The organism is Pseudomonas sediminis, assembly GCF_002741105.1.
Lineage (GTDB): Bacteria > Pseudomonadota > Gammaproteobacteria > Pseudomonadales > Pseudomonadaceae > Aquipseudomonas > Aquipseudomonas sediminis.
This window is the reverse complement of record NZ_NIQU01000003.1, coordinates 1-18,553: the sequence shown is the minus strand read 5'-3', so window position 1 is coordinate 18,553 and position 18,553 is coordinate 1. Positions and strand designations below refer to the sequence as shown.

Below are 18,553 nucleotides of genomic sequence, written 5' to 3'. Positions count from 1 at the left end.
ACGCCCGGGTCGCGACTGCTGGTCGCACCCGGGCGTTGTCTTTCAGGCGTACCATATAGTGATCGTGAACTGACCCTGACCGGCACGCATCGGCCCGGGCTGCCAACCAACCGCCGTGGTATGCATTGATGAGCGAACAGATTCCCGTACAGGACGTCACCCCTCCTCCTGCCAAGAATGCCAGCGTCGATCTCTACGCCAGCCGCGAGAAGATCTACACCCGCGCGTTCACCGGCCTGTTTCGCAACCTGCGGGTCGCTGGCGGCGCCCTCCTCTTCATTCTCTTCTTCGGCACGGTGTGGCTGAGCTGGAACGGCCGCCAGGCGGTCTGGTGGAACCTCCCCGAACGCAAATTCCACATTTTCAGCGCCACTTACTGGCCGCAGGACTTCATGCTGCTGTCCTGGCTGCTGATCATCTGCGCCTTCGGCCTGTTCTTCATCACCGTGTTCGCCGGCCGCGTCTGGTGCGGCTACACCTGCCCACAAAGCGTGTTCACCTGGGTATTCATGTGGGCGGAAAAAGTCACTGAAGGTGACCGCAACCAGCGCATGAAGCTGGACAAACAGCCCATGAGCGGCAAGAAATTCGGGCGCAAGCTGGCCAAGCATGGCATCTGGGTGGGCGTGTCACTGCTGACCGCGATCACCTTCGTTGGCTACTTCACGCCGATTCGTGACCTGGTGATCGAGATTTTTACCGGTGAAGCCAGCGGCTGGGCCTATTTCTGGATCGGTTTCTTCACCCTCGCCACCTACGGCAACGCCGGCTATCTGCGTGAGCAGGTATGCATCTACATGTGCCCGTACGCACGCTTCCAGAGCGTGATGTTCGACCAGGACACCCTGATCGTCTCCTACGATCCGCGCCGCGGCGAATCGCGCGGGCCGCGCAAGAAGGACGCCGATTACAAGGCACAAGGCCTCGGCGACTGCATCGACTGCAAGATGTGCGTGCAGGTCTGCCCCACTGGCATCGACATCCGTGATGGCCTGCAGATCGAGTGCATCGGCTGCGCCGCGTGTATCGACGCCTGCGACGACATCATGGACAAGATGAACTACCCCAAAGGGCTTATCAGCTACACCACTGAACACAACCTGTCTGGCCGCCAGACCCACCTGCTGCGCCCGCGCCTGATCGGGTACGCTGTCGCGCTGGTCGCCATGATCGGCCTGTTCGCCTGGGCCGTGGCCAATCGCCCGCTGGTGGAGCTGGACGTGCTCAAGGACCGCGTGCTGTTCCGCGAGAACGAGCGCGGCCACATCGAGAACGTTTACACCCTGAAGATCATGAACAAGTCGCAGCGCGACATGACCTACGTGATCAGCGCCGACGGCCTCGATGGCCTGGTCTACGAAGGCAAGCGCGAAGTGCGGGCCCTGGCGGGCGAGGTGTATTCCTTCCCGGTAGAGCTGTCCATCGCACCGGAGAAGCTGCCGTCGAGCGCCAACAACATCGTCTTCCACGTACAATCCGCGGATGACCCCAGTATCAAGAACGACGCCGACAGCCGTTTCATCGGCCCAAGCGTCCGCTGACAACGGAAAACGCATGACCGAGCAAACCCAATCGCCAGTCAAACCCTGGTACAAGCAGTTCTGGCCCTGGTTCATCCTGTTCCTGTTGGGCTACTCGGTGGTGCAGGGGCTGACCCTGCTCACCATCGCCACGAAGAATCCGCCTGGGCTGATCTCCGACGACTATTACGATGTCGGCAAGGGCATCAACCAATCGCTGGAACGCGAAAAGCTGGCCGAGCGTCTGCAACTGCATGGTGAGCTGGTGCTGGACAACACCACCGGTGTCGCCACCCTGTCGCTGGAAGGCAACAGCAGACCGCAGCAGATCGTCCTCAATCTGATCTCGCCAACCCAGCCGGAGCGAGATCGCCGCGTGATCCTGCAGCCCAATGCCGATGGCCAGTACCATGGGCAGATGGTCGATCAAGTCAGTGGTCGTCGCTTCGTTGAACTGCTCGGCCAGGAAGGCAGCCAGAACTGGCGCCTGTTCGAGGAAGAGAACATCACCGATGGCCAGACCATCATGATCGGTGACAACCCCTCCTACTGATCCCGCCGATGCCCGCCCCGACTCCTTGCTACCACTGTGGCCTGCCGGTTCCTGCCGGCAGCCAGTTCCGTGCCGACGTGCTCGGCCAGACTCGCGAGATGTGCTGCCCCGGCTGTCAGGCCGTGACCGAAGCCATCGTCGCCGGTGGTCTTGAGCATTACTACAGCCATCGCAGCGAAAACGCCGCCAACCCTCAGGCGCTGCCCGCTGCGCTGCCTGACGAACTGGCGCTGTACGACCGCAGTGATGTGCAGCAGCCCTTCGTCCAGCACGAAGGCGAGCTGAGTGAAACCCAGTTGCTGATCGAGGGCATCAGCTGTGCGGCCTGCGGCTGGCTGATCGAGAAGCACCTGCGCGGCGTGCCGGGCGTGGCCGAAGCGCACCTGAACCTGTCCAACCACCGCCTGCAGGTGCGCTGGCAGGACAGCCAGATACCCCTGAGCCAGCTACTCGCCGAGTTGCGCCGCATCGGCTATGCCGCGCACCCCTGGCGGGCAGACGAGGCCGCTGAACGCCTGGCTGCGGAAAACCGCCGGCGCATGCGCGAGCTGGGTGTGGCCGGGCTGCTGTGGATGCAGGTGATGATGGCGACCATGGCCACCTGGCCGGAATTCAACATCGACCTGTCGCCGGAGCTGGACAAGATCCTGCGCTGGACCAGCCTGTTCCTCACCACCCCCATCGTCTTCTACTGCTGCGGGCAGTTCTTCCGTGGCGCCCTGCGCGACCTGCGCACCCGTCACCTGACCATGGACGTCTCGGTCTCGCTGGCCATCGGCGGCGCCTACGTGGCCGGCATCTGGTCGACCATCACCGGCCAGGGCGAACTGTATTTCGACGCTGTGGGCATGTTCGCGCTATTCCTGCTCGCCGGCCGTTACCTGGAGCGCCGTGCGCGAGAACGCACGGCCGCCGCGACGGCGCAACTGGTGAAGCTGCTGCCGGCTTCTTGCCTGCGCCTAGACGACAGCGGCCAGAGCCAGCGCATCCTGCTCAGCGAGTTGCGTGAAGGCGAGCAGGTGCTGGTGCAGCCCGGTTCGCTGATTCCCGCCGACGGCCGCATCCGCGCTGGTCAGTCCAGCGTCGACGAATCACTGCTGACCGGCGAATACCTGCCGCTGCCACGCGGCATTGGCGACAGCGTCACCGCCGGCACGCTGAACGTCGAAGGCCCACTGACCGTCGAGGTGCAGGCACTCGGAGATGCCACGCGCCTGTCGGCCATCGTGCGCCTGCTGGAACGTGCGCAAAGCGAGAAACCACGTCTGGCGGAAATCGCCGACCGCGTCTCGCAGTGGTTTCTGCTGTTCATCCTGTTGGCGGCCGCCGTGGTCGGTTTCGCCTGGTGGGAAATCGACTCCAGCCGTGCCTTCTGGGTCGTGCTCGCCCTGCTCGTGGCTACCTGCCCCTGCGCCCTGGCCCTGGCCACCCCGACCGCCCTGACCACGGCCACCGGCACCCTGCACAAACTGGGCATGCTGCTGACCCGCGGCCACGTGCTCGAAGGCCTCAACCAGATCGACACCCTGGTACTGGACAAAACCGGCACGCTGACCGAAGGCCGCCTGACGCTCAAGGCGATCCACCCGCTGCGCAATCTCGACGAGGGTGATTGCCTGGCGCTGGCAGCGGCACTGGAAAACCGTTCGGAACACCCTATCGCCCGCGCCTTCAGCCAGGCGCCACGCGCGGCGGAATCTGTCGACAGCCACCCAGGCCAGGGCCTGCAGGGCAGCGTCGATGGTCGTCTGCTACGCATTGGTGAGGCCAGCTTCGTCTGCGCCCTCAGTGGCCAGGCCGTACCCGCGATTGCCAGCGAGCAAGGGCAATGGCTGCTGCTAGGCGACGAACAGGGGCCGCTAGCCTGGTTCGTTCTTGATGACCGCCTGCGTGAAGACGCCCCCGCGCTGATCGCCGCCGCCCGCGCCCGTGGCTGGCAAATTCATCTGCTCTCCGGCGACAGCTCGCCGATGGTGGGCGAAGTCGCCCGCCAACTGGGCATCGAAGACGCTCGGGGCGGCCTGACCCCGGATGCCAAGCTGGCGGTGCTCAAGCAGCTGCACAGCGAAGGGCGGCGCGTGCTGATGCTCGGCGATGGCGTCAACGACGTTCCGGTACTGGCCGCTGCCGATATCAGCGTGGCCATGGGCTCGGCCTCCGATCTGGCGAAAACCAGCGCCGATGCCGTGCTGCTGTCGAACCGCCTGAGCAGCCTGGTCGACGGCCTGAAGCTGGCCAAACGCACGCGCCGCATCATCATCGAAAACCTGGCCTGGGCGACGCTGTACAATGGCTTGGTACTGCCTTTCGCCGCCCTAGGCTGGATCACTCCGATCTGGGCTGCCGTGGGTATGTCTCTCAGCTCGCTGCTGGTGGTGCTCAACGCCTTGCGCCTGAGCCGAACCCCGAATACGTAGGAGCGAGCTTTGCTCGCAAGGAAGCGGTTCACGAGCAGCGCTCGCTCCTACTCAGATGTCACCTTGGAGATCGCATGTCCGCCCTCTACATCCTGATCCCTGTCGCCATCGGCCTGGTCGGTTTCGCCATCTGGCTGTTCTTCTGGGCGGTGGACAGCGGTCAGTACGACGATCTCGACGGCCCAGCGCACAGCATTCTGTTCGACGACGAAGATCCGCTGCACAAGGCGGGCGTCGAGCAGGCCGCGGACCACAACAAGCCGGGCAAACCTGATGCTTGAGCTGGCACCGCTGCTGGTGTCGGCGCTGATCCTTGGCCTGCTCGGCGGCGGCCATTGTCTCGGCATGTGCGGCGGCCTGATGGGCGCACTGACGCTGGCGATTCCCCCCGAGCAACACGGCAGGCGTCTCCAGCTGCTGTTGGCTTACAACCTCGGACGCATTCTCAGCTACAGCCTTGCAGGCTTGCTCCTGGGCCTGGCTGGCTGGGCCATTGCCGGCAGCCAAGCCGAAGTGGCGATGCGCACACTGGCAGCCTTGCTGCTGATCGCCATGGGTCTGTATCTGGCCGGCTGGTGGAGCGGGCTGACACGTATCGAAGCACTGGGCCGTGGCCTGTGGCGGCATATCCAACCGCTGACGCGGCGCTTCATGCCTGTCAGCAGCCTGCCACGCGCCCTGATTCTCGGCGGTTTATGGGGCTGGCTGCCGTGCGGGCTGGTCTACAGCACCCTGCTGTGGGCGTCGAGCCAGGGCAATGCACTGAACAGCGCGCTGCTGATGCTGGCCTTCGGCCTGGGCACCTGGCCGGTACTGCTGGCTACCGGCCTGGCTGCCGAACGCATCACCGCTCTGCTACGCAAGCGTGGCGTGCGCATGGCTGGCGGCTTGCTGGTCATCCTGTTCGGTATCTGGACCCTGCCCGGCCCACACCAGCACTGGCTGATGGGGCACTAGGAGCAGCTACAAGCAGCAAGCCTCAATCAGCAAGTAAAAGCACGACCAGACGTAGCCCGGATGTAATCCGGGAGCAAAACGCCCAACATCCCCGGATTGCATCCAGGCTACGCCGCGACAACACCTCCAGTGCTCAACGCGCCCTTGATTCAGGTCAAGGCCACCCTCTACGCGCATCCCTAGACTGGCCACACAGCCTGTCCAGGATTATTTCCCATGCTCGAAACCATCCAGTGGGATGCCGACCTGATCCGCCGCTACGATCTCGCCGGCCCGCGCTACACCTCCTACCCGACCGCCGTGCAGTTTCACGACGACATCGGTCCGTTCGACCTGCTGCATGCCCTGCGTGACAGTCGCAAAGCCAAACGTCCGCTGTCGCTTTACGTGCACGTGCCGTTCTGCGCGCACATCTGTTACTACTGCGCCTGCAACAAAGTCATCACCAAGGACCGCGGCCGCGCCCTGCCCTATCTGGAAAAGCTCGAGCGGGAGATCGAGATCATCAGCCGCTACATCGATCGCAACCAGCTAATCGAGCAGTTGCATTTCGGTGGCGGCACGCCGACCTTCCTCAGCCACGACGAACTGCGCCGACTGATGCAGCACCTGCGCCAACACTTCAGCCTGCTCGACGACGATTCCGGCGACTACAGCATCGAGATCGACCCCCGCGAGGCCGACTGGTCGACCATGGGCCTGCTGCGCGAGTTGGGCTTCAACCGTGTCAGCCTCGGCGTGCAGGATCTCGACCCCGAGGTGCAGCGCGCGGTCAACCGTCTGCAGACCCTGGAAGAGACCCGTGCCATTGTCGAGGCAGCACGCACCCTGCAGTTCCGCTCGGTGAACATTGACCTGATCTACGGCCTGCCCAAACAGACCCCACAGCGCTTCGCGCGCACCGTCGCCGAGGTCATCGCCCTGCAACCGGATCGCCTGTCACTGTTCAACTATGCGCACCTACCGGAACGCTTCATGCCGCAACGGCGCATCAACAACGATGACCTTCCCAGTCCGGGCGACAAACTGGCCATGCTGCAGGCCAGCATCGAACAGCTGACCCGCGCAGGGTATCGCTACATCGGCATGGACCACTTCGCCCTGCCCGACGATGAACTGGCCATCGCCCAGGAAGAAGGCACTCTGCAACGCAACTTCCAGGGCTATACCACCCATGGCCACTGCGACCTGATAGGCCTGGGCGTCTCCGCCATCAGCCAGATCGGCGATCTGTACAGCCAGAACGACAGCGATACCGCCAGTTATCAGCAGACCCTGGGCAACGGTCAATTGGCGACACGACGCGGCTTGCACTGCAACGCAGACGACCGCCTGCGCCGGGCGGTAATCCAGCAGTTGATCTGCCATTTCGAGTTGCGTTTCGCCGACATCGAACGCGCGCATGGCGTGGTGTTCCGCGATTACTTCGCCGCCCTCTGGCACGAGCTGGAACAGCTCGCGGGTGACGGCCTGATCGTGCTCGACGAACAAGGCATTCAGGTACGCCCGGCCGGGCGCCTGCTGGTGCGTTCGCTGTGCATGCTGTTCGACCGTTACCTTAACGATCAGGTGCGTCAGCGCTTTTCTCGGGTGATCTGAGCATGAATGAGTAGCCTGCGCCAGTGACGGACTCCGTCACTGGCTGCCGGATCAACCCATCGCCAGGGTGGCGGCGGTCTGCATCTGCTCACTCGACAGGCCGTTCTCGCGCATCAGTTTGATCAGGTTGGCATTGGCCGCCGTCAGTGCGCTGTTGAGCGACGCCAGCTCGCTCTGCAAGCCTTCAAGCTGCTGACGCTTGGTTTCTGCATCGAGGCTCTGATCGCTCATGACCGCCTCGATCTGCGCCTGCTTCTCGACGATCTGCGCACGCAACTCGCGGATCATCTTGAGCAGGTCCTTGATCGCCTGAGGCAAGTCGCTGTTATCGATGTCATCGTTCTTGTCGGCCTTGGCCGACATGCTCTTGCCCAGCTCGGACAGGGTCACGCGCAGCCCCTCGCGCACCTCCTCCGGAGTCTGCTCGCCTGCGGTAAATTGTCGCTGAACGCCCTGGACCAGATTATTCAACGGTCCCGTGGATGGTATGCGCATCGCGCTGCTCCCTGCGTTGGACTATGGTTCTACGATCTGGATCGGCACCCCGCGGCCAAACTTGAGCACTCGGTCAGCCCTGATATGGCTGGCCGCCACCCGAGCGCTGCTGTACCCTTACGAAAACTGCGTGTATATCCGGGAAGCCCGACGATGTCCGAGAGCATCAAGCTGCACAAGCAGCATCAAGCCCATTGCAAGGATTGCAGCCTGGCTGCCCTGTGCCTGCCCATTTCCCTGAACATGGAGGACATGGACGCGCTCGACGACATCGTCAAACGCGGCCGCCCGCTGAAAAAAGGCGAATTCCTGTTCCGCCAGGGCGATACCTTCGGCTCCGTGTTCGCCGTTCGTTCCGGTGCGCTGAAGACCTTCAGTCTGAGCGATGGCGGTGAGGAGCAGATCACCGGCTTTCACCTGCCCAGCGAGCTGGTCGGCCTGTCTGGCGTCGACGGCGAGCGCTACCCGGTTTCCGCGCAGGCGCTGGAAACCACCTCGGTCTGCGAGATTCCCTTCGAGCGCCTCGACGACCTGGCCCTGCAGTTGCCGCAGTTGCGTCGTCAGTTGATGCGTATCATGAGCCGTGAGATCCGTGACGATCAGCAGATGATGCTGTTGCTCTCGAAGAAGACCGCCGACGAACGCATCGCCACCTTCTTGGTCAACCTCTCTGCCCGCTTCCGCGCCCGCGGCTTCTCCGCCAACCAGTTCCGTCTGTCCATGTCGCGCAACGAAATTGGTAACTATTTGGGCCTTGCGGTGGAGACGGTGTCTCGCGTATTTACCCGCTTCCAACAGAACAAGCTTCTCGAAGCCGAAGGCAAGGAAGTGCACATCCTCGACCCGATCGAGCTGTGTGCTCTGGCAGGCGGCAATCTCGACGTTTGAGTTCGCACAGTTTTCGCGGGCTCAACGCATTAGGACCCCACGATGATCTTTGACGAATTCAGCATCAAGACCCTGATCCGCCCGGTACCGGACTTCCCCAAGCCGGGCGTCATCTTTCGCGACATCACCCCGCTGTTCCAGTCGCCGCGCGCCCTGCGCATGGTCGCCGACAGTTTCATCCAACGTTACGTGGAGGCCGAGTTCAGCCATATCGGCGCCATGGACGCGCGCGGCTTCCTGATCGGCTCAATCATCGCCTACGAACTGAACAAGCCTCTGGTGTTGTTTCGCAAGCAGGGCAAACTGCCGGCGGACGTCCTCAGCGAGGGTTACCAGACCGAATACGGCGAAGCCTTTCTCGAAGTGCACAGCGACAGTCTCTGTGAAGGCGATTCGGTACTGATCTTCGATGACCTGATCGCAACCGGCGGCACCCTGATCGCCGCGGCCAACCTGGTGCGCCGCATGCGCGCAACGATCTTCGAGGCCGCCGCGATCATCGACCTGCCTGAGCTGGGTGGCTCACAGAAGCTGCAGGACGCCGGCATCCCCACCTTCACGCTGACGGCCTTCGCCCTCGACGATCACTGAGCCGAAGCGCCTGCCAACCCTCAAGTGGGTTGATGATTCTGCCGGGCAATGCCCGGCATCACCGATGACCTTGACCAGACTCCCATGCACGAACTCGAACTGAATCCATCCAGCGACTGGCGTCAGCGCCTGGGCGCTGTCATGGACGGCGCCATCATTCAGCGCCTGATCACCCTGCTGATCGTCATCAATGCCGTGATTCTCGGCCTGCAGACGTCACCGTCGATCATGACCGACTGGGGCACGCCGCTGCTGATCCTCGATACCTTCATCCTCACCTGCTTCGTCATCGAGCTGGCGCTGCGCTTCACCGCCCGTGGCGTCGGCCTGCTGCGTGATCCCTGGGCCGTATTCGATTGCCTGGTGGTGGGCATCGCCCTGATACCGGCCAGCGGCCCCTTCGCTGTGCTACGCGCCTTGCGCGTGCTGCGGGTATTGCGACTGGTGTCGATCAACCCAAGCATGCGCAAGGTGGTGCAGGCGCTGCTCGCCTCGCTACCAGGCATGGGCAGCATCGTCATGCTGATGGGGTTGGTGTTCTATGTCGCCGCGGTGATGGCCACCCAGCTGTTCGGTGAGAGCTTTCCAGAGTGGTTCGGTAACATCGGCGCCAGCCTGTACACCCTGTTCCAGGTGATGACCCTGGAAAGCTGGTCGATGGGCATCGTGCGACCGGTAATGGAAGAACATCCGCTGGCCTGGCTGTTCTTCGTGCCCTATATCCTCGTCGCCACATTCATGATGCTCAACCTGTTCATCGCCGTTATCGTCAACGCGATGCAGAACACCCACGAGCCAAATGCCGAGGAGCAAGCCGCAGTAGCTCGCGAACAGGCAATTCTCGACGAGCTGCGCGCACTGCGCAGCGAGGTGGCCGAGCTGCGCCGTAACACGCCGTAAACCCCGCCACCAGCGCAATCCGCCGTCTCTGGCACGGTGGATTGCGCGCCCTCTCCCCTGTGTCAGCCCATCAGACCCGCCTTAAGTTGGCGGCGCTCAGCGCCCGCACGCACGATAGTTACATCGTTCAATGACACAGTTGGTCTGTCGAGATTGACCACCTGCGACCCCGAGTGCTGCCAACCAGAGCCGCACGACACTTGGGAGTTCCAACTCGGAAGAGGACTCGAACGATGAGCGCCAGTACCGCCCTACCGCAGCCAAAATCCAGCTTCCCCGTGCGTCGCATGGACTTCAGTTTCAGCGAAACACCGAAATACTGGTTCTATGACGACCCCTTCATGAGCCATTTCATGAACAACCTGTCGTCGCTGTTCCCTTACGGCGAGAAGTTCTTCGTCGACAGCGTGCGCGCCGTACGCGACCAGGTCAGCGAGCCGCAGCTGAAAAAGGACATCAGCGCCTTCATCGGTCAGGAGGCCATGCACTCCAAGGAGCATGCGGCCTACAACGACTACGCCAACGAGCACGATATCGACCTGGAACGCCTCGAGCTGCGCATCAAGGTGCTGCTGGAATGGGTCACCCGTTTCAGCACCAAGAAGCAGCGCCTGGCCGCCACCTGTGCCCTGGAACACTTCACCGCGACCATGGCCGAGCAACTGCTCAAGCGTGAAGACCTCACCACGCAGATGAACGACCCGAAGCTGTATCAACTGTGGATGTGGCACGCCATCGAGGAAAACGAGCACAAGGCCGTGTGCTACGACGTCTACCAGGAGGTCTACGGCGGCTACTTCACCCGCACGTTGGTGATGCTGCTGACCACTGCGCTGTTCTTCGGCGTGATCGGCTGGTTTCAGATCCATCTGCTGCGCAAGGACGGCCAGCTGTTCAACTGGCGCAGCTGGGGATTCGGCCTGAAGAAGCTGTTTGGCCCGCGCAACGGTTTCTTCACCAAGCTGCTTGGTCCGTACCTGGACTATTACCGCCCGGGCTTCCACCCCAAGGATCACGACACCGACAAACTGGAAAATCGTTGGCGCGAGCGCCTCGGTTTCAGTAACTGACGGCCCTTGGCGTGCAGACACCAACAAGAACGACAAGCAGGAGCTCGGCCATGAATGCGCCCGTGTCACCCCCTACCGCTGCCCGTCATTGCAAGATCGCCATTCTTGGCAGCGGTTTCTCCGGCCTCGGCATGGCCATTCGCCTCAAGCAGCAGGGTGAGCAGGATTTCCTGCTGTTCGAGAAGGAAGCCGGCGTTGGCGGAACCTGGCGGGTGAACAACTACCCGGGCTGCGGCTGCGACGTGCAATCACACCTGTATTCGTTCTCCTTCGAGCCGAACCCGAACTGGACGCGGATGTTCGCCAGGCAGCCGGAAATCAAGGCGTATCTGCAAGGTTGCTGGGAGAAGTATCGGCTGCAGGACAAGACCCTGCTGGGTACCGAAGTGGTGCAGATGCGCTGGGATGAGCACGCCGAGCTGTGGCACCTGCTGGATCGCGCCGGCAACCAGTACAGCGCACAGTTCGTGGTATCCGGCATGGGCGCCCTGTCCACGCCATCGATTCCCAAGCTCAAGGGCCTGGAGCACTTCACCGGCGAGGTGTTCCACTCACAGCAGTGGAATCACGACTATGACCTGACCGGCAAGCGCGTGGCGGTGATCGGTACCGGCGCCTCGGCCATCCAGTTCGTGCCGCAGATACAAAAGCAGGTTGCGCAGCTCGATCTCTACCAGCGCACGGCACCGTGGATCATGCCCAAGCCGGACCGCGCCATTCGCGATGATGAACGCGAGCGCTTCAAGCGCTTCCCTCTGGCGCAGAAACTCTGGCGCGGCGCCCTGTACAGCATCCTCGAAAGCCGGGTCATCGCCTTCGCCTTCGCCCCTCGCCTGCTGCGCATGGCCCAGGGCATCGCCAAGCTGTACATCAACAAGCAGATCAAGGACCCGGTACTGCGCGCCAAGGTGACCCCGGACTACACCATGGGCTGCAAGCGCGTGCTTATCTCCAACGACTACTACCCGGCACTGGTTCAGCCCAATGTCGAGGTGATCACCGATAGCGTCACCGAGATCCTGCCGCATGGCGTACGCACGGCCGATGGCCAGGAACGCGAGGTGGACGCCATCATCTTCGGTACCGGCTTCACTCCCAGCGACCCGCTGCCACGCGGCACGGTGTTCGGCCGTGGCGGCATCGACCTGCTCGACACCTGGCCCGAGGGCCCGGAAGCCTACAAGGGCACCATGACCGCTGGCTTCCCCAATCTGTTCTTCCTCATGGGGCCGAACACCGGCCTGGGCCACAACTCCATGATCTATATGATCGAGTCGCAGATCACCTATGTGCTTGGCGCCCTCAAGCAGCTTGAAGAGGGCCAGCTGCAGAGCCTGGAGCCCAGGCGCGAGGCGCAGGACGCCTTCAACAGGAAGATTCAGGGCACTCTCGGCAGCACCGTATGGAACACCGGCGGATGCATGAGCTGGTACCTGCACCCGGTCAGTGGCCGCAACTGCACGGTGTGGCCGGGCTTCACCTGGCGCTACCGCATGCTGACGCGTCACTTCGATCCCCCTGCCTACCACTTCAGCCGCAAGCAGGCCGCTCACCCGGCACAGAGCAACGCCGTCGCCCTCGATGTGCAGGAGACCAGCGCATGAAATCCTTCGAGAACAAGGTAGCCGCCATCACCGGCGCCGGCTCCGGTATCGGCCGCGCCCTCGCCTATCAGCTGGCACGCCAGGGCTGTCACCTGGCGCTGTCCGACGTCAACGTCGAAGGTCTTAAGGAAACCGCCGAGCAGGCGCGCAAACTTGGCGTCACCGTCAGCCAGCAGCGCGTCGACGTCGCCGACCGCGCAGCCGTCGAGGCCTGGGCCGAGCAGATCGTCAGCGAATTTGGCCGGGTCAATGCCATCTTCAACAATGCCGGCGTGGCTCAGGGTGGCACCGTGGAAGGCAACGATTACGCCGACTACGAGTGGATCATGAACATCAACTTCTGGGGCGTGATCAACGGCACCAAGGCCTTCCTGCCTTATCTCAAGGCGGCTGGCCAGGGCCATGTGGTCAACGTCTCCAGTGTCTTCGGCCTGTTCTCCCAGCCCGGCATGAGTGCCTACAATGCCAGCAAATTCGCCGTGCGTGGCTTTACCGAGTCACTGCGCCAGGAGTTGGACATGGCCGCTTGCGGGGTGTCCGCCAGTTGTGTGCACCCCGGCGGCATCCGCACCAACATCGCCAAGACCGCGCGCATGAACGACAGCTTGACCAAGGTCACCGGCCAGGCCGCCGAACAGGCGCGTCAGCAATTCAACGACCAGCTGCTGCGCACCACGCCGGAACAGGCGGCGAAGGTCATCGTAAATGGCGTGCTGGCCAACAAGCGGCGCATCCTCATCGGCGCCGATGCCCACGCTCTGGACTGGGTGCAGCGCAGCATGCCGGCGCTGTATCAGCGCCTGGTCACTATCTCGATGCGCTTGGCCGCCCGCTTCGCGCCCAAGCCACGAAACGCGGACAAGGCGCGCGAAGCGACTGAGTAGCCTCACAGCAAGCACCACACAAGGCCGGCCAATGCCGGCCCTGTGCGTTTGTCGGACAAAGCTCGCTGCTGCGCCAACTGGGCTAAGGTAGGAGAACAGACGCATCACTCATCCAAGCGGCGCCGCTACCGGCTCCCGGCTGGAACTTCGGTGTGGCGTCGACGCCGAGGGCGGCGCCTCGATCTACGAGGTGGCCTCATGAGCGCGCTTACCTGCACCCACCGCGACCACACCATCCGTGCCAGCGTCATGGAACACCCCGGCCTGCCGACACCCTGGGCCGGTGGTTGCCAGATCACCGATCCCGACGGCAACACCAGCAAGCGCCAGACCTTGCCGGTGGATTACGCCTTCATGGACGACCTGAGCAAAGCCCAGCACGCGTCCATCGCACACGGCAAATGGCTGGTGGATCAAAAGCTGGATCACGGGCGCAACTGGCATTGAGATGACGGCATTACCGTAGGGTGTGCTTTGCGCACCTCAATTCCTGCACGCGCATGCTGGTGCGCCTGGCACACCCTACGGCTTACGCATTCTTTCGCAGCGGGTCGAGCAGCGGCTTGAGGCCGTTGTGGTCGATCTCCTGCATCAGCGCCAGCAACTGACCCAGTTCGCCCTTGGGGAAGCCCGTGCGGGCGAACCAGTTGAGGTAGTGCCCCGGCAGATCGGCGATCAGCCGATCCTTGTACTTGCCATAAGGCATTCGGCGGGTCACCAGGAGTTTCAATGCTTCGGGGTTCATCGGGTACTCGAACGGCCGGACAATAATCCGGCCATTGTGCCAGGCATCGGGCCCTGTACGAAAAGCACCTAGGCGCGAAGGGCTTCGCGAACGAAATCCAGGCGATCCTGGCCAAAGAACATCTCCTCGCCGACGAAGCAAGTCGGAGCACCAAATACGCCGCGCTTGACCGCCTCCTCGGTAGTCGCCTTGAGTGCATCCTTCACTGCCGGTTCAGCGATCTGCGCCTGCAACTGTGCCGCATCGAAGCCAGCGGCCACCAGCACGCCTGCCACTTTGGCCGGATCGCCCATGTTCACCCCATCGACCCAGATAGCCCGGAATAGCGCCTGCAGGGCATGGTCGAAGCGCTCCGGCTGATGCAGTTGGACGGCTACCAGCAAGCGCATCAGCGTCAGAGTATTGATCGGGAAATGCGGGTTGAAACGCATCGGTACGCCGTAACGCTCGGCAAAACGTGCCAGGTCGCGAATCATGTAGCGGCCCTTGACCGGAATCATCGCTGGCGACGCGTTGCCAGTGGCCTGGAACACGCCACCAAGCAGCATCGGCCGATACACCAGCGCGGCGCCGGCCTCGCGGCACAGACTAGGCAACTGGGTATAAGCCAGGTAGGACGCAGGGCTGCCCAGGTCGAAGAAGAACTCCACCGTCTTGCTCATCAGGTTCACTCGCTCGTTATTGTGATTATGGGCTCAGCGCAGATTACCAGCGCTCCATCCATGGCCGCAGGTCCAGCTCGAAGGTCCAGGCATCACGCGGCTGGCTGTGCAGAAACCAGTAGCTGTCGGCGATGTGTTCGGGATCGAGAATGCCATCCTGATCCTTCTTGGCGTAGAGCTCCGGAAAGCTGTCACGGATGAACGCGGTATCGATGGCACCATCCACCACCACATGGGCGACATGCACGTTCAGCGGCCCCAGCTCACGCGCCATGCTCTGCGCCAGCGCCCGAATGCCATGCTTGGCTCCGGCGAACGCGGCGAACCCGGCAGCACCGCGCAAACCCGCAGTGGCGCCAGTGAACAAAATGGTGCCACGGCCGCGGCCGACCATGCGTCTGGCCACCGCCTGACTGGTCAGGAAGCCGGAGAAGCAAGCCATTTCCCAGATCTTGAAGTACTTGCGCGCGGTTTCCTCGAGAATGCTGCAGGGCACGTTGGCGCCGATATTGAACACCATTACCTCGATGGGGCCGATGTCACGCTCGATGTTCTCGACCAGTTCAGCCACCTGCTCCTCACGCCGTGCATCGGACGCGAAACCGTGGGCCTCACCGCCCTCGCCGCGGATTTCCTCCAGCAGCGGTTGCAGTTTGTCCAGGCTACGACGGGTGACGCAGGCGACATACCCCTCACGGGCGAAGCGCCGGGCGATGGCTCCGCCCGTGGCGTCACCGGCGCCAATGATCAACGCGACTTTCTTGTTTTCGTTCATGGCTTTCTCCATTGACTAACGATCGTTAGCTGAACGAACGTTATGCTATGCTTTCGGGCAGGTCAACCCAGCATAGAACGGAGTCATCCATGCGTTATTCCGCCGAACACAAGGCCGAAACCCGCGAGCGCCTGCTCGCCAGCAGCGGCGCGATTGCCAAGCAGCAAGGTTTTGCCGTGACCGGCGTGGATACGCTGATGAAAACCATCGGTCTGACCGGCGCGGCCTTCTACAGCCACTTTCCGAGCAAGGACGACCTGTTCGCCGAACTGATCGAGCGCGAGTTGCGCAACAGCCTGAGCCGCCTCGGCGGCGAAGCGGGTGACGCCGGGCGTGACAAGCTGCAACGCTGCCTGGCGGCCTATCTCAGCCTGGCGCATGTCGAACAGGCGGACAAAGGCTGCGTGCTGCCGGCACTGGGCGCGGAGATCGCCCGTGCCGATGAGCGCGTCAGGCTGCGTACCGAACAGCAGATCCTGCAGCTGCAAAGCACCTGGGCCGAGATCATCGGCGACCCGCAACTGGCCTGGACGATTCTCGCGCAATGCCTCGGCAGCCTGCTGCTGGCACGCATGATGGCCAGCGAGGAATCGCGCCAGCAGGTACTCGGCGCCAGCCTGGACATGCTCGAACACACATTGAAGCCTGTCAGCTGAGCGCGGATGCCGTTAACCTAGGTAGGTTCTTCCTGCCAGGATCGATCCATGTCGCACACCCCATCCCCGCTGGTTGGTGAAACCCCACTGCACGCCGTCGAGGTGCGCATCCTCGGCTGCTTGATCGAAAAGCAACTGACCACACCGGAAACCTACCCGCTGACGCTCAATGCCGTGCAACTAGCCTGCAACCAGAAGACCAGCCGCGAACCGCTGATGAACCTGGAAACCGGAGAAGTCGGGCGCTACCTGCGCAGCCTCGAAGGTCGCCAGTTGGTGCATCTGGTGATGGGCAGCCGTGCCGATCGCTGGGAACAGCGCTGCGACAAGCAGCTGGAGTTGGTCAAGCCGCAGACGGTATTGCTCGGTCTGCTGCTGTTGCGTGGCCCGCAAACGCTCAACGAGCTGCTCACGCGCAGCAACCGCATGCACGACTTCGACGATGTCGCAGAAGTCCAGCATCAACTGGAGCGCCTGATCGGTCGCGGGCTGGCCCTGCTGCTGCCTCGCCAAAGCGGTCAGCGCGAGGATCGCTACATGCATCTGCTCGGCGAGCCTGCCGATCTGGAGAGCCTCCTGGCGAGCCGCCCAGCTGCTCGCGGGGAGGCTGCGGCACCTAACGAAGATCGACTGGTCGAACTGGAAGCGCGCATCGCAGCGCTGGAAGAACGCCTGGCACGCCTAGAAGGCGCGCAATGACCGCTACACCTATGGAAAAGGAGCCCAACGCGTTGAACTTCAATACTCGTTTCAGCCTGATTCTCACCGCCGCACTGCTCGCCGCCGGCTGCAGCAGCAACGCCGAGAAGCCGACCTCCGCAGCCGCACCGAGCGGCGCAACGCCGGATAGCTGTACCTCGTCCGCTGCCGAACACTTCAAAGGCCAGGCCGCGACGCCCGAACTGCTCGAGCAGGCACGCCAGCAAGCCGGAGCCAGCACCGCCCGCATTCTCACGCCCGACAGCGTGGTGACCTTGGAATACAATGGGCAACGCCTTAACCTCAACGTCGATGATCAGCGAATGATCACCCGCGTATCCTGCGGCTGAGTCACCAGAGGTGCGGGTTGCCCGCACCACTTGCCGACAACGCCAACCACCCTTGCACAGGCCAATGCCATGACCTCCCAAGTGGAACCCTGCGCCGAGCTGATGCTGGATAACCAGCTGTGCTTCGCCCTCTATTCCACCTCGCTGATGATGACCAAGACCTACAAGCCCCTGCTGCAGGCGCTCGGTCTCACCTATCCGCAATACCTGGCCATGCTGGTGCTGTGGGAAAACGAGGGCATCACCGTCAGCGAGATCAGCGCACGCATGCTGACCGATCCGGGCTCATTGACACCTCTGCTCAAGCGCCTGGAAAGCGAAGGCCTGTTGCAACGCCAGCGCAGCAGTCAGGATGAACGTGTGGTACAGCTGTACCTGACCGACAAAGGTCGCGCCCTGCACGAACAAGCCAAAGCATTGCCTGCCTGCATCCTCAAGGCTTCAGCGTTGAGTGTGGAACAGTTGAGCAAGCTGCGTGATGACCTGATCGAATTACGCGGCCACCTGCAAGACGCCCTCTGACGCCTGGCGATGCCAGTCATCGCCTGCTCCCGCAGAACCCTGGCCCTTTCCTCTTTGGGCGAAACGCCGCGTGCGTCGTACCCAGCGACCTCACTGTGTATACGCGCCCACTCAAGCCCAACCAATGCTGAGCTGTAGCAGCCTCTGAATCGGGCAAATTCCCCCTGGTGTCGTCCGTAAGGCATGGATACATCCCTTGCCGGACGTGCTTATTCCTGAAAATCAAATCCCTATAACCAAATCTTCCACACGTTTATCTTGCGCACTAATATTTTGCGCAATATAGTTCGCCCCATGGAAACGGTTAGCGCACAAAAGATTAGCAAACCAATCCATCCCTAACTTACCGACAAGGATCAATGCCATGACTATCGAAAACGTTCTCTACCGTGCAACCGCTGAAGCCTTTGGTGGCCGTGAAGGCCGCGCTGTGTCCTCCGACGGCATCCTCGACATCGCCCTGACCACCCCGAAAGAACTCGGCGGTGCCGGCGGTAGCGGCACCAACCCGGAGCAGCTGTTCGCTGCCGGCTATTCCGCCTGCTTCCTCGGCGCCCTGAAATTCGTCGCCGCCCGCGACAAGCTGAGCATCCCGGCTGACACCTTCATCGAAGGCACCGTCGGCATCGGCGCCATCCCCACCGGCTTCGGCATCGAAGTGGAACT

Annotated in this window: 22 protein-coding genes; 18 read left to right on the top strand and 4 right to left on the bottom strand. The window is 62.5% G+C overall.

Annotation, left to right across the window (positions count from 1 at the left end; genetic code table 11):
- The first annotated feature begins 128 nt into the window (after positions 1-128).
- From ccoG to hemN, 6 genes are all read left to right on the top strand, one after another.
- Positions 129-1,541 (top strand): cytochrome c oxidase accessory protein CcoG, encoded by a 1,413-nt coding sequence (gene ccoG / locus CDO35_RS08130; RefSeq protein ID WP_099523677.1) that lies wholly within the window; start codon positions 129-131, stop codon positions 1,539-1,541.
- A gap of 13 nt (positions 1,542-1,554) precedes the next feature.
- Positions 1,555-2,073: a FixH family protein gene (locus tag CDO35_RS08125; protein WP_099523675.1), complete on the top strand. Its 519-nt coding sequence runs from the start codon at positions 1,555-1,557 to the stop codon at positions 2,071-2,073.
- 8 nt (positions 2,074-2,081) lie between these two features.
- Positions 2,082-4,490 carry a heavy metal translocating P-type ATPase gene (locus CDO35_RS08120; RefSeq protein WP_099523673.1) on the top strand — a complete coding sequence of 803 codons (2,409 nt, stop codon included), beginning with the start codon at positions 2,082-2,084 and terminating at the stop codon, positions 4,488-4,490.
- A 74-nt stretch (positions 4,491-4,564) separates the two neighbouring features.
- The gene (ccoS, locus tag CDO35_RS08115) at positions 4,565-4,771 is read left to right on the top strand and encodes a cbb3-type cytochrome oxidase assembly protein CcoS (protein ID WP_099523671.1); all 207 of its coding nucleotides are present in this window, start codon (positions 4,565-4,567) and stop codon (positions 4,769-4,771) included.
- Positions 4,764-5,447, top strand: coding sequence for a sulfite exporter TauE/SafE family protein (locus CDO35_RS08110; RefSeq protein ID WP_099523669.1), 684 nt, complete (start codon positions 4,764-4,766; stop codon positions 5,445-5,447). Before ccoS ends, CDO35_RS08110 begins: the two co-directional genes overlap by 8 nt.
- Before the next feature lie 216 nt (positions 5,448-5,663).
- A complete protein-coding gene (gene hemN, locus CDO35_RS08105) occupies positions 5,664-7,046 on the top strand; it encodes an oxygen-independent coproporphyrinogen III oxidase (RefSeq protein ID WP_099523667.1) in 1,383 nt (460 codons plus the stop codon).
- A 51-nt stretch (positions 7,047-7,097) separates the two neighbouring features.
- On the opposite strand, the gene CDO35_RS08100 is transcribed toward hemN, so the two are convergent.
- Positions 7,098-7,541 carry a hypothetical protein gene (locus CDO35_RS08100; protein WP_099523665.1) on the bottom strand — a complete coding sequence of 148 codons (444 nt, stop codon included), beginning with the start codon at positions 7,539-7,541 and terminating at the stop codon, positions 7,098-7,100.
- Between the two features lie 153 nt (positions 7,542-7,694).
- On the opposite strand from CDO35_RS08100, the gene fnr reads away from it, so the two are divergent.
- The 7 genes from fnr to CDO35_RS08065 all read left to right on the top strand — a co-directional run bounded on the left by fnr (position 7,695) and on the right by CDO35_RS08065 (position 13,925).
- Positions 7,695-8,429: a fumarate/nitrate reduction transcriptional regulator Fnr gene (gene fnr / locus CDO35_RS08095; protein ID WP_074937467.1), complete on the top strand. Its 735-nt coding sequence runs from the start codon at positions 7,695-7,697 to the stop codon at positions 8,427-8,429.
- 42 nt (positions 8,430-8,471) lie between these two features.
- On the top strand, positions 8,472-9,020 hold the full coding sequence (locus tag CDO35_RS08090; RefSeq protein ID WP_003460975.1) for an adenine phosphoribosyltransferase: 549 nt from the start codon (positions 8,472-8,474) through the stop codon (positions 9,018-9,020).
- Between the two features lie 84 nt (positions 9,021-9,104).
- The gene (locus CDO35_RS08085) at positions 9,105-9,920 is read left to right on the top strand and encodes an ion transporter (RefSeq protein ID WP_099524560.1); all 816 of its coding nucleotides are present in this window, start codon (positions 9,105-9,107) and stop codon (positions 9,918-9,920) included.
- Between the two features lie 233 nt (positions 9,921-10,153).
- On the top strand, positions 10,154-10,990 hold the full coding sequence (locus CDO35_RS08080; RefSeq protein ID WP_099523663.1) for a metal-dependent hydrolase: 837 nt from the start codon (positions 10,154-10,156) through the stop codon (positions 10,988-10,990).
- A 50-nt stretch (positions 10,991-11,040) separates the two neighbouring features.
- The gene (locus CDO35_RS08075) at positions 11,041-12,594 is read left to right on the top strand and encodes a flavin-containing monooxygenase (protein ID WP_099523661.1); all 1,554 of its coding nucleotides are present in this window, start codon (positions 11,041-11,043) and stop codon (positions 12,592-12,594) included.
- On the top strand, positions 12,591-13,478 hold the full coding sequence (locus CDO35_RS08070; protein WP_099523659.1) for an SDR family NAD(P)-dependent oxidoreductase: 888 nt from the start codon (positions 12,591-12,593) through the stop codon (positions 13,476-13,478). Before CDO35_RS08075 ends, CDO35_RS08070 begins: the two co-directional genes overlap by 4 nt.
- 198 nt (positions 13,479-13,676) lie before the next feature.
- Positions 13,677-13,925, top strand: a complete 249-nt coding sequence (locus tag CDO35_RS08065) for a hypothetical protein (RefSeq protein ID WP_099523657.1) — start codon at positions 13,677-13,679, stop codon at positions 13,923-13,925.
- Between the two features lie 82 nt (positions 13,926-14,007).
- On the opposite strand, the gene CDO35_RS08060 is transcribed toward CDO35_RS08065, so the two are convergent.
- From CDO35_RS08060 to CDO35_RS08050, 3 genes are all read right to left on the bottom strand, one after another.
- The gene (locus CDO35_RS08060) at positions 14,008-14,223 is read right to left on the bottom strand and encodes a DUF3820 family protein (RefSeq protein ID WP_099523655.1); all 216 of its coding nucleotides are present in this window, start codon (positions 14,221-14,223) and stop codon (positions 14,008-14,010) included.
- Positions 14,224-14,291: 68 nt separating this feature from the next.
- Positions 14,292-14,885: a 2-hydroxychromene-2-carboxylate isomerase gene (locus CDO35_RS08055; RefSeq protein WP_099523653.1), complete on the bottom strand. Its 594-nt coding sequence runs from the start codon at positions 14,883-14,885 to the stop codon at positions 14,292-14,294.
- Between the two features lie 43 nt (positions 14,886-14,928).
- Entirely contained in the window at positions 14,929-15,660 is a 732-nt protein-coding gene (locus CDO35_RS08050) for an SDR family oxidoreductase (protein WP_099523651.1), read from the bottom strand.
- Positions 15,661-15,749: 89 nt separating this feature from the next.
- On the opposite strand from CDO35_RS08050, the gene CDO35_RS08045 reads away from it, so the two are divergent.
- The 5 genes from CDO35_RS08045 to CDO35_RS08025 form a co-directional block, all read left to right on the top strand.
- Positions 15,750-16,316, top strand: a complete 567-nt coding sequence (locus CDO35_RS08045) for a TetR/AcrR family transcriptional regulator (protein ID WP_099523649.1) — start codon at positions 15,750-15,752, stop codon at positions 16,314-16,316.
- A gap of 48 nt (positions 16,317-16,364) precedes the next feature.
- Positions 16,365-17,015 carry a YceH family protein gene (locus CDO35_RS08040; RefSeq protein WP_099523647.1) on the top strand — a complete coding sequence of 217 codons (651 nt, stop codon included), beginning with the start codon at positions 16,365-16,367 and terminating at the stop codon, positions 17,013-17,015.
- An 11-nt stretch (positions 17,016-17,026) separates the two neighbouring features.
- The gene (locus CDO35_RS08035) at positions 17,027-17,365 is read left to right on the top strand and encodes an I78 family peptidase inhibitor (RefSeq protein WP_166432397.1); all 339 of its coding nucleotides are present in this window, start codon (positions 17,027-17,029) and stop codon (positions 17,363-17,365) included.
- A 69-nt stretch (positions 17,366-17,434) separates the two neighbouring features.
- Positions 17,435-17,887, top strand: coding sequence for a MarR family winged helix-turn-helix transcriptional regulator (locus tag CDO35_RS08030; protein ID WP_099523645.1), 453 nt, complete (start codon positions 17,435-17,437; stop codon positions 17,885-17,887).
- Positions 17,888-18,251: 364 nt separating this feature from the next.
- Positions 18,252-18,553: Ohr family peroxiredoxin (locus tag CDO35_RS08025; RefSeq protein WP_099523643.1), on the top strand; the 302-nt coding region annotated here is incomplete at its 3' end.

Excerpts from the sequence above, each read along its gene's own strand:
- CDO35_RS08090 (WP_003460975.1), top strand. The coding sequence starts at position 8,472 with ATGATCTTTGACGAATTCAGCATCAAGACCCTGATCCGCCCGGTACCG.
- CDO35_RS08060 (WP_099523655.1), bottom strand. The coding sequence starts at position 14,223 with ATGAACCCCGAAGCATTGAAACTCCTGGTGACCCGCCGAATGCCTTAT.
- CDO35_RS08110 (WP_099523669.1), top strand. The coding sequence starts at position 4,764 with ATGCTTGAGCTGGCACCGCTGCTGGTGTCGGCGCTGATCCTTGGCCTG.
- CDO35_RS08070 (WP_099523659.1), top strand. The coding sequence starts at position 12,591 with ATGAAATCCTTCGAGAACAAGGTAGCCGCCATCACCGGCGCCGGCTCC.
- CDO35_RS08040 (WP_099523647.1), top strand. The coding sequence starts at position 16,365 with ATGTCGCACACCCCATCCCCGCTGGTTGGTGAAACCCCACTGCACGCC.
- ccoG (WP_099523677.1), top strand. The coding sequence starts at position 129 with ATGAGCGAACAGATTCCCGTACAGGACGTCACCCCTCCTCCTGCCAAG.
- hemN (WP_099523667.1), top strand. The coding sequence starts at position 5,664 with ATGCTCGAAACCATCCAGTGGGATGCCGACCTGATCCGCCGCTACGAT.
- CDO35_RS08045 (WP_099523649.1), top strand. The coding sequence starts at position 15,750 with ATGCGTTATTCCGCCGAACACAAGGCCGAAACCCGCGAGCGCCTGCTC.
- CDO35_RS08085 (WP_099524560.1), top strand. The coding sequence starts at position 9,105 with ATGCACGAACTCGAACTGAATCCATCCAGCGACTGGCGTCAGCGCCTG.
- CDO35_RS08125 (WP_099523675.1), top strand. The coding sequence starts at position 1,555 with ATGACCGAGCAAACCCAATCGCCAGTCAAACCCTGGTACAAGCAGTTC.
- CDO35_RS08120 (WP_099523673.1), top strand. The coding sequence starts at position 2,082 with ATGCCCGCCCCGACTCCTTGCTACCACTGTGGCCTGCCGGTTCCTGCC.
- CDO35_RS08075 (WP_099523661.1), top strand. The coding sequence starts at position 11,041 with ATGAATGCGCCCGTGTCACCCCCTACCGCTGCCCGTCATTGCAAGATC.
- fnr (WP_074937467.1), top strand. The coding sequence starts at position 7,695 with ATGTCCGAGAGCATCAAGCTGCACAAGCAGCATCAAGCCCATTGCAAG.
- CDO35_RS08050 (WP_099523651.1), bottom strand. The coding sequence starts at position 15,660 with ATGAACGAAAACAAGAAAGTCGCGTTGATCATTGGCGCCGGTGACGCC.
- CDO35_RS08030 (WP_099523645.1), top strand. The coding sequence starts at position 17,435 with ATGACCTCCCAAGTGGAACCCTGCGCCGAGCTGATGCTGGATAACCAG.
- CDO35_RS08035 (WP_166432397.1), top strand. The coding sequence starts at position 17,027 with ATGGAAAAGGAGCCCAACGCGTTGAACTTCAATACTCGTTTCAGCCTG.
- CDO35_RS08065 (WP_099523657.1), top strand. The coding sequence starts at position 13,677 with ATGAGCGCGCTTACCTGCACCCACCGCGACCACACCATCCGTGCCAGC.
- CDO35_RS08100 (WP_099523665.1), bottom strand. The coding sequence starts at position 7,541 with ATGCGCATACCATCCACGGGACCGTTGAATAATCTGGTCCAGGGCGTT.
- CDO35_RS08080 (WP_099523663.1), top strand. The coding sequence starts at position 10,154 with ATGAGCGCCAGTACCGCCCTACCGCAGCCAAAATCCAGCTTCCCCGTG.
- CDO35_RS08055 (WP_099523653.1), bottom strand. The coding sequence starts at position 14,885 with ATGAGCAAGACGGTGGAGTTCTTCTTCGACCTGGGCAGCCCTGCGTCC.
- ccoS (WP_099523671.1), top strand. The coding sequence starts at position 4,565 with ATGTCCGCCCTCTACATCCTGATCCCTGTCGCCATCGGCCTGGTCGGT.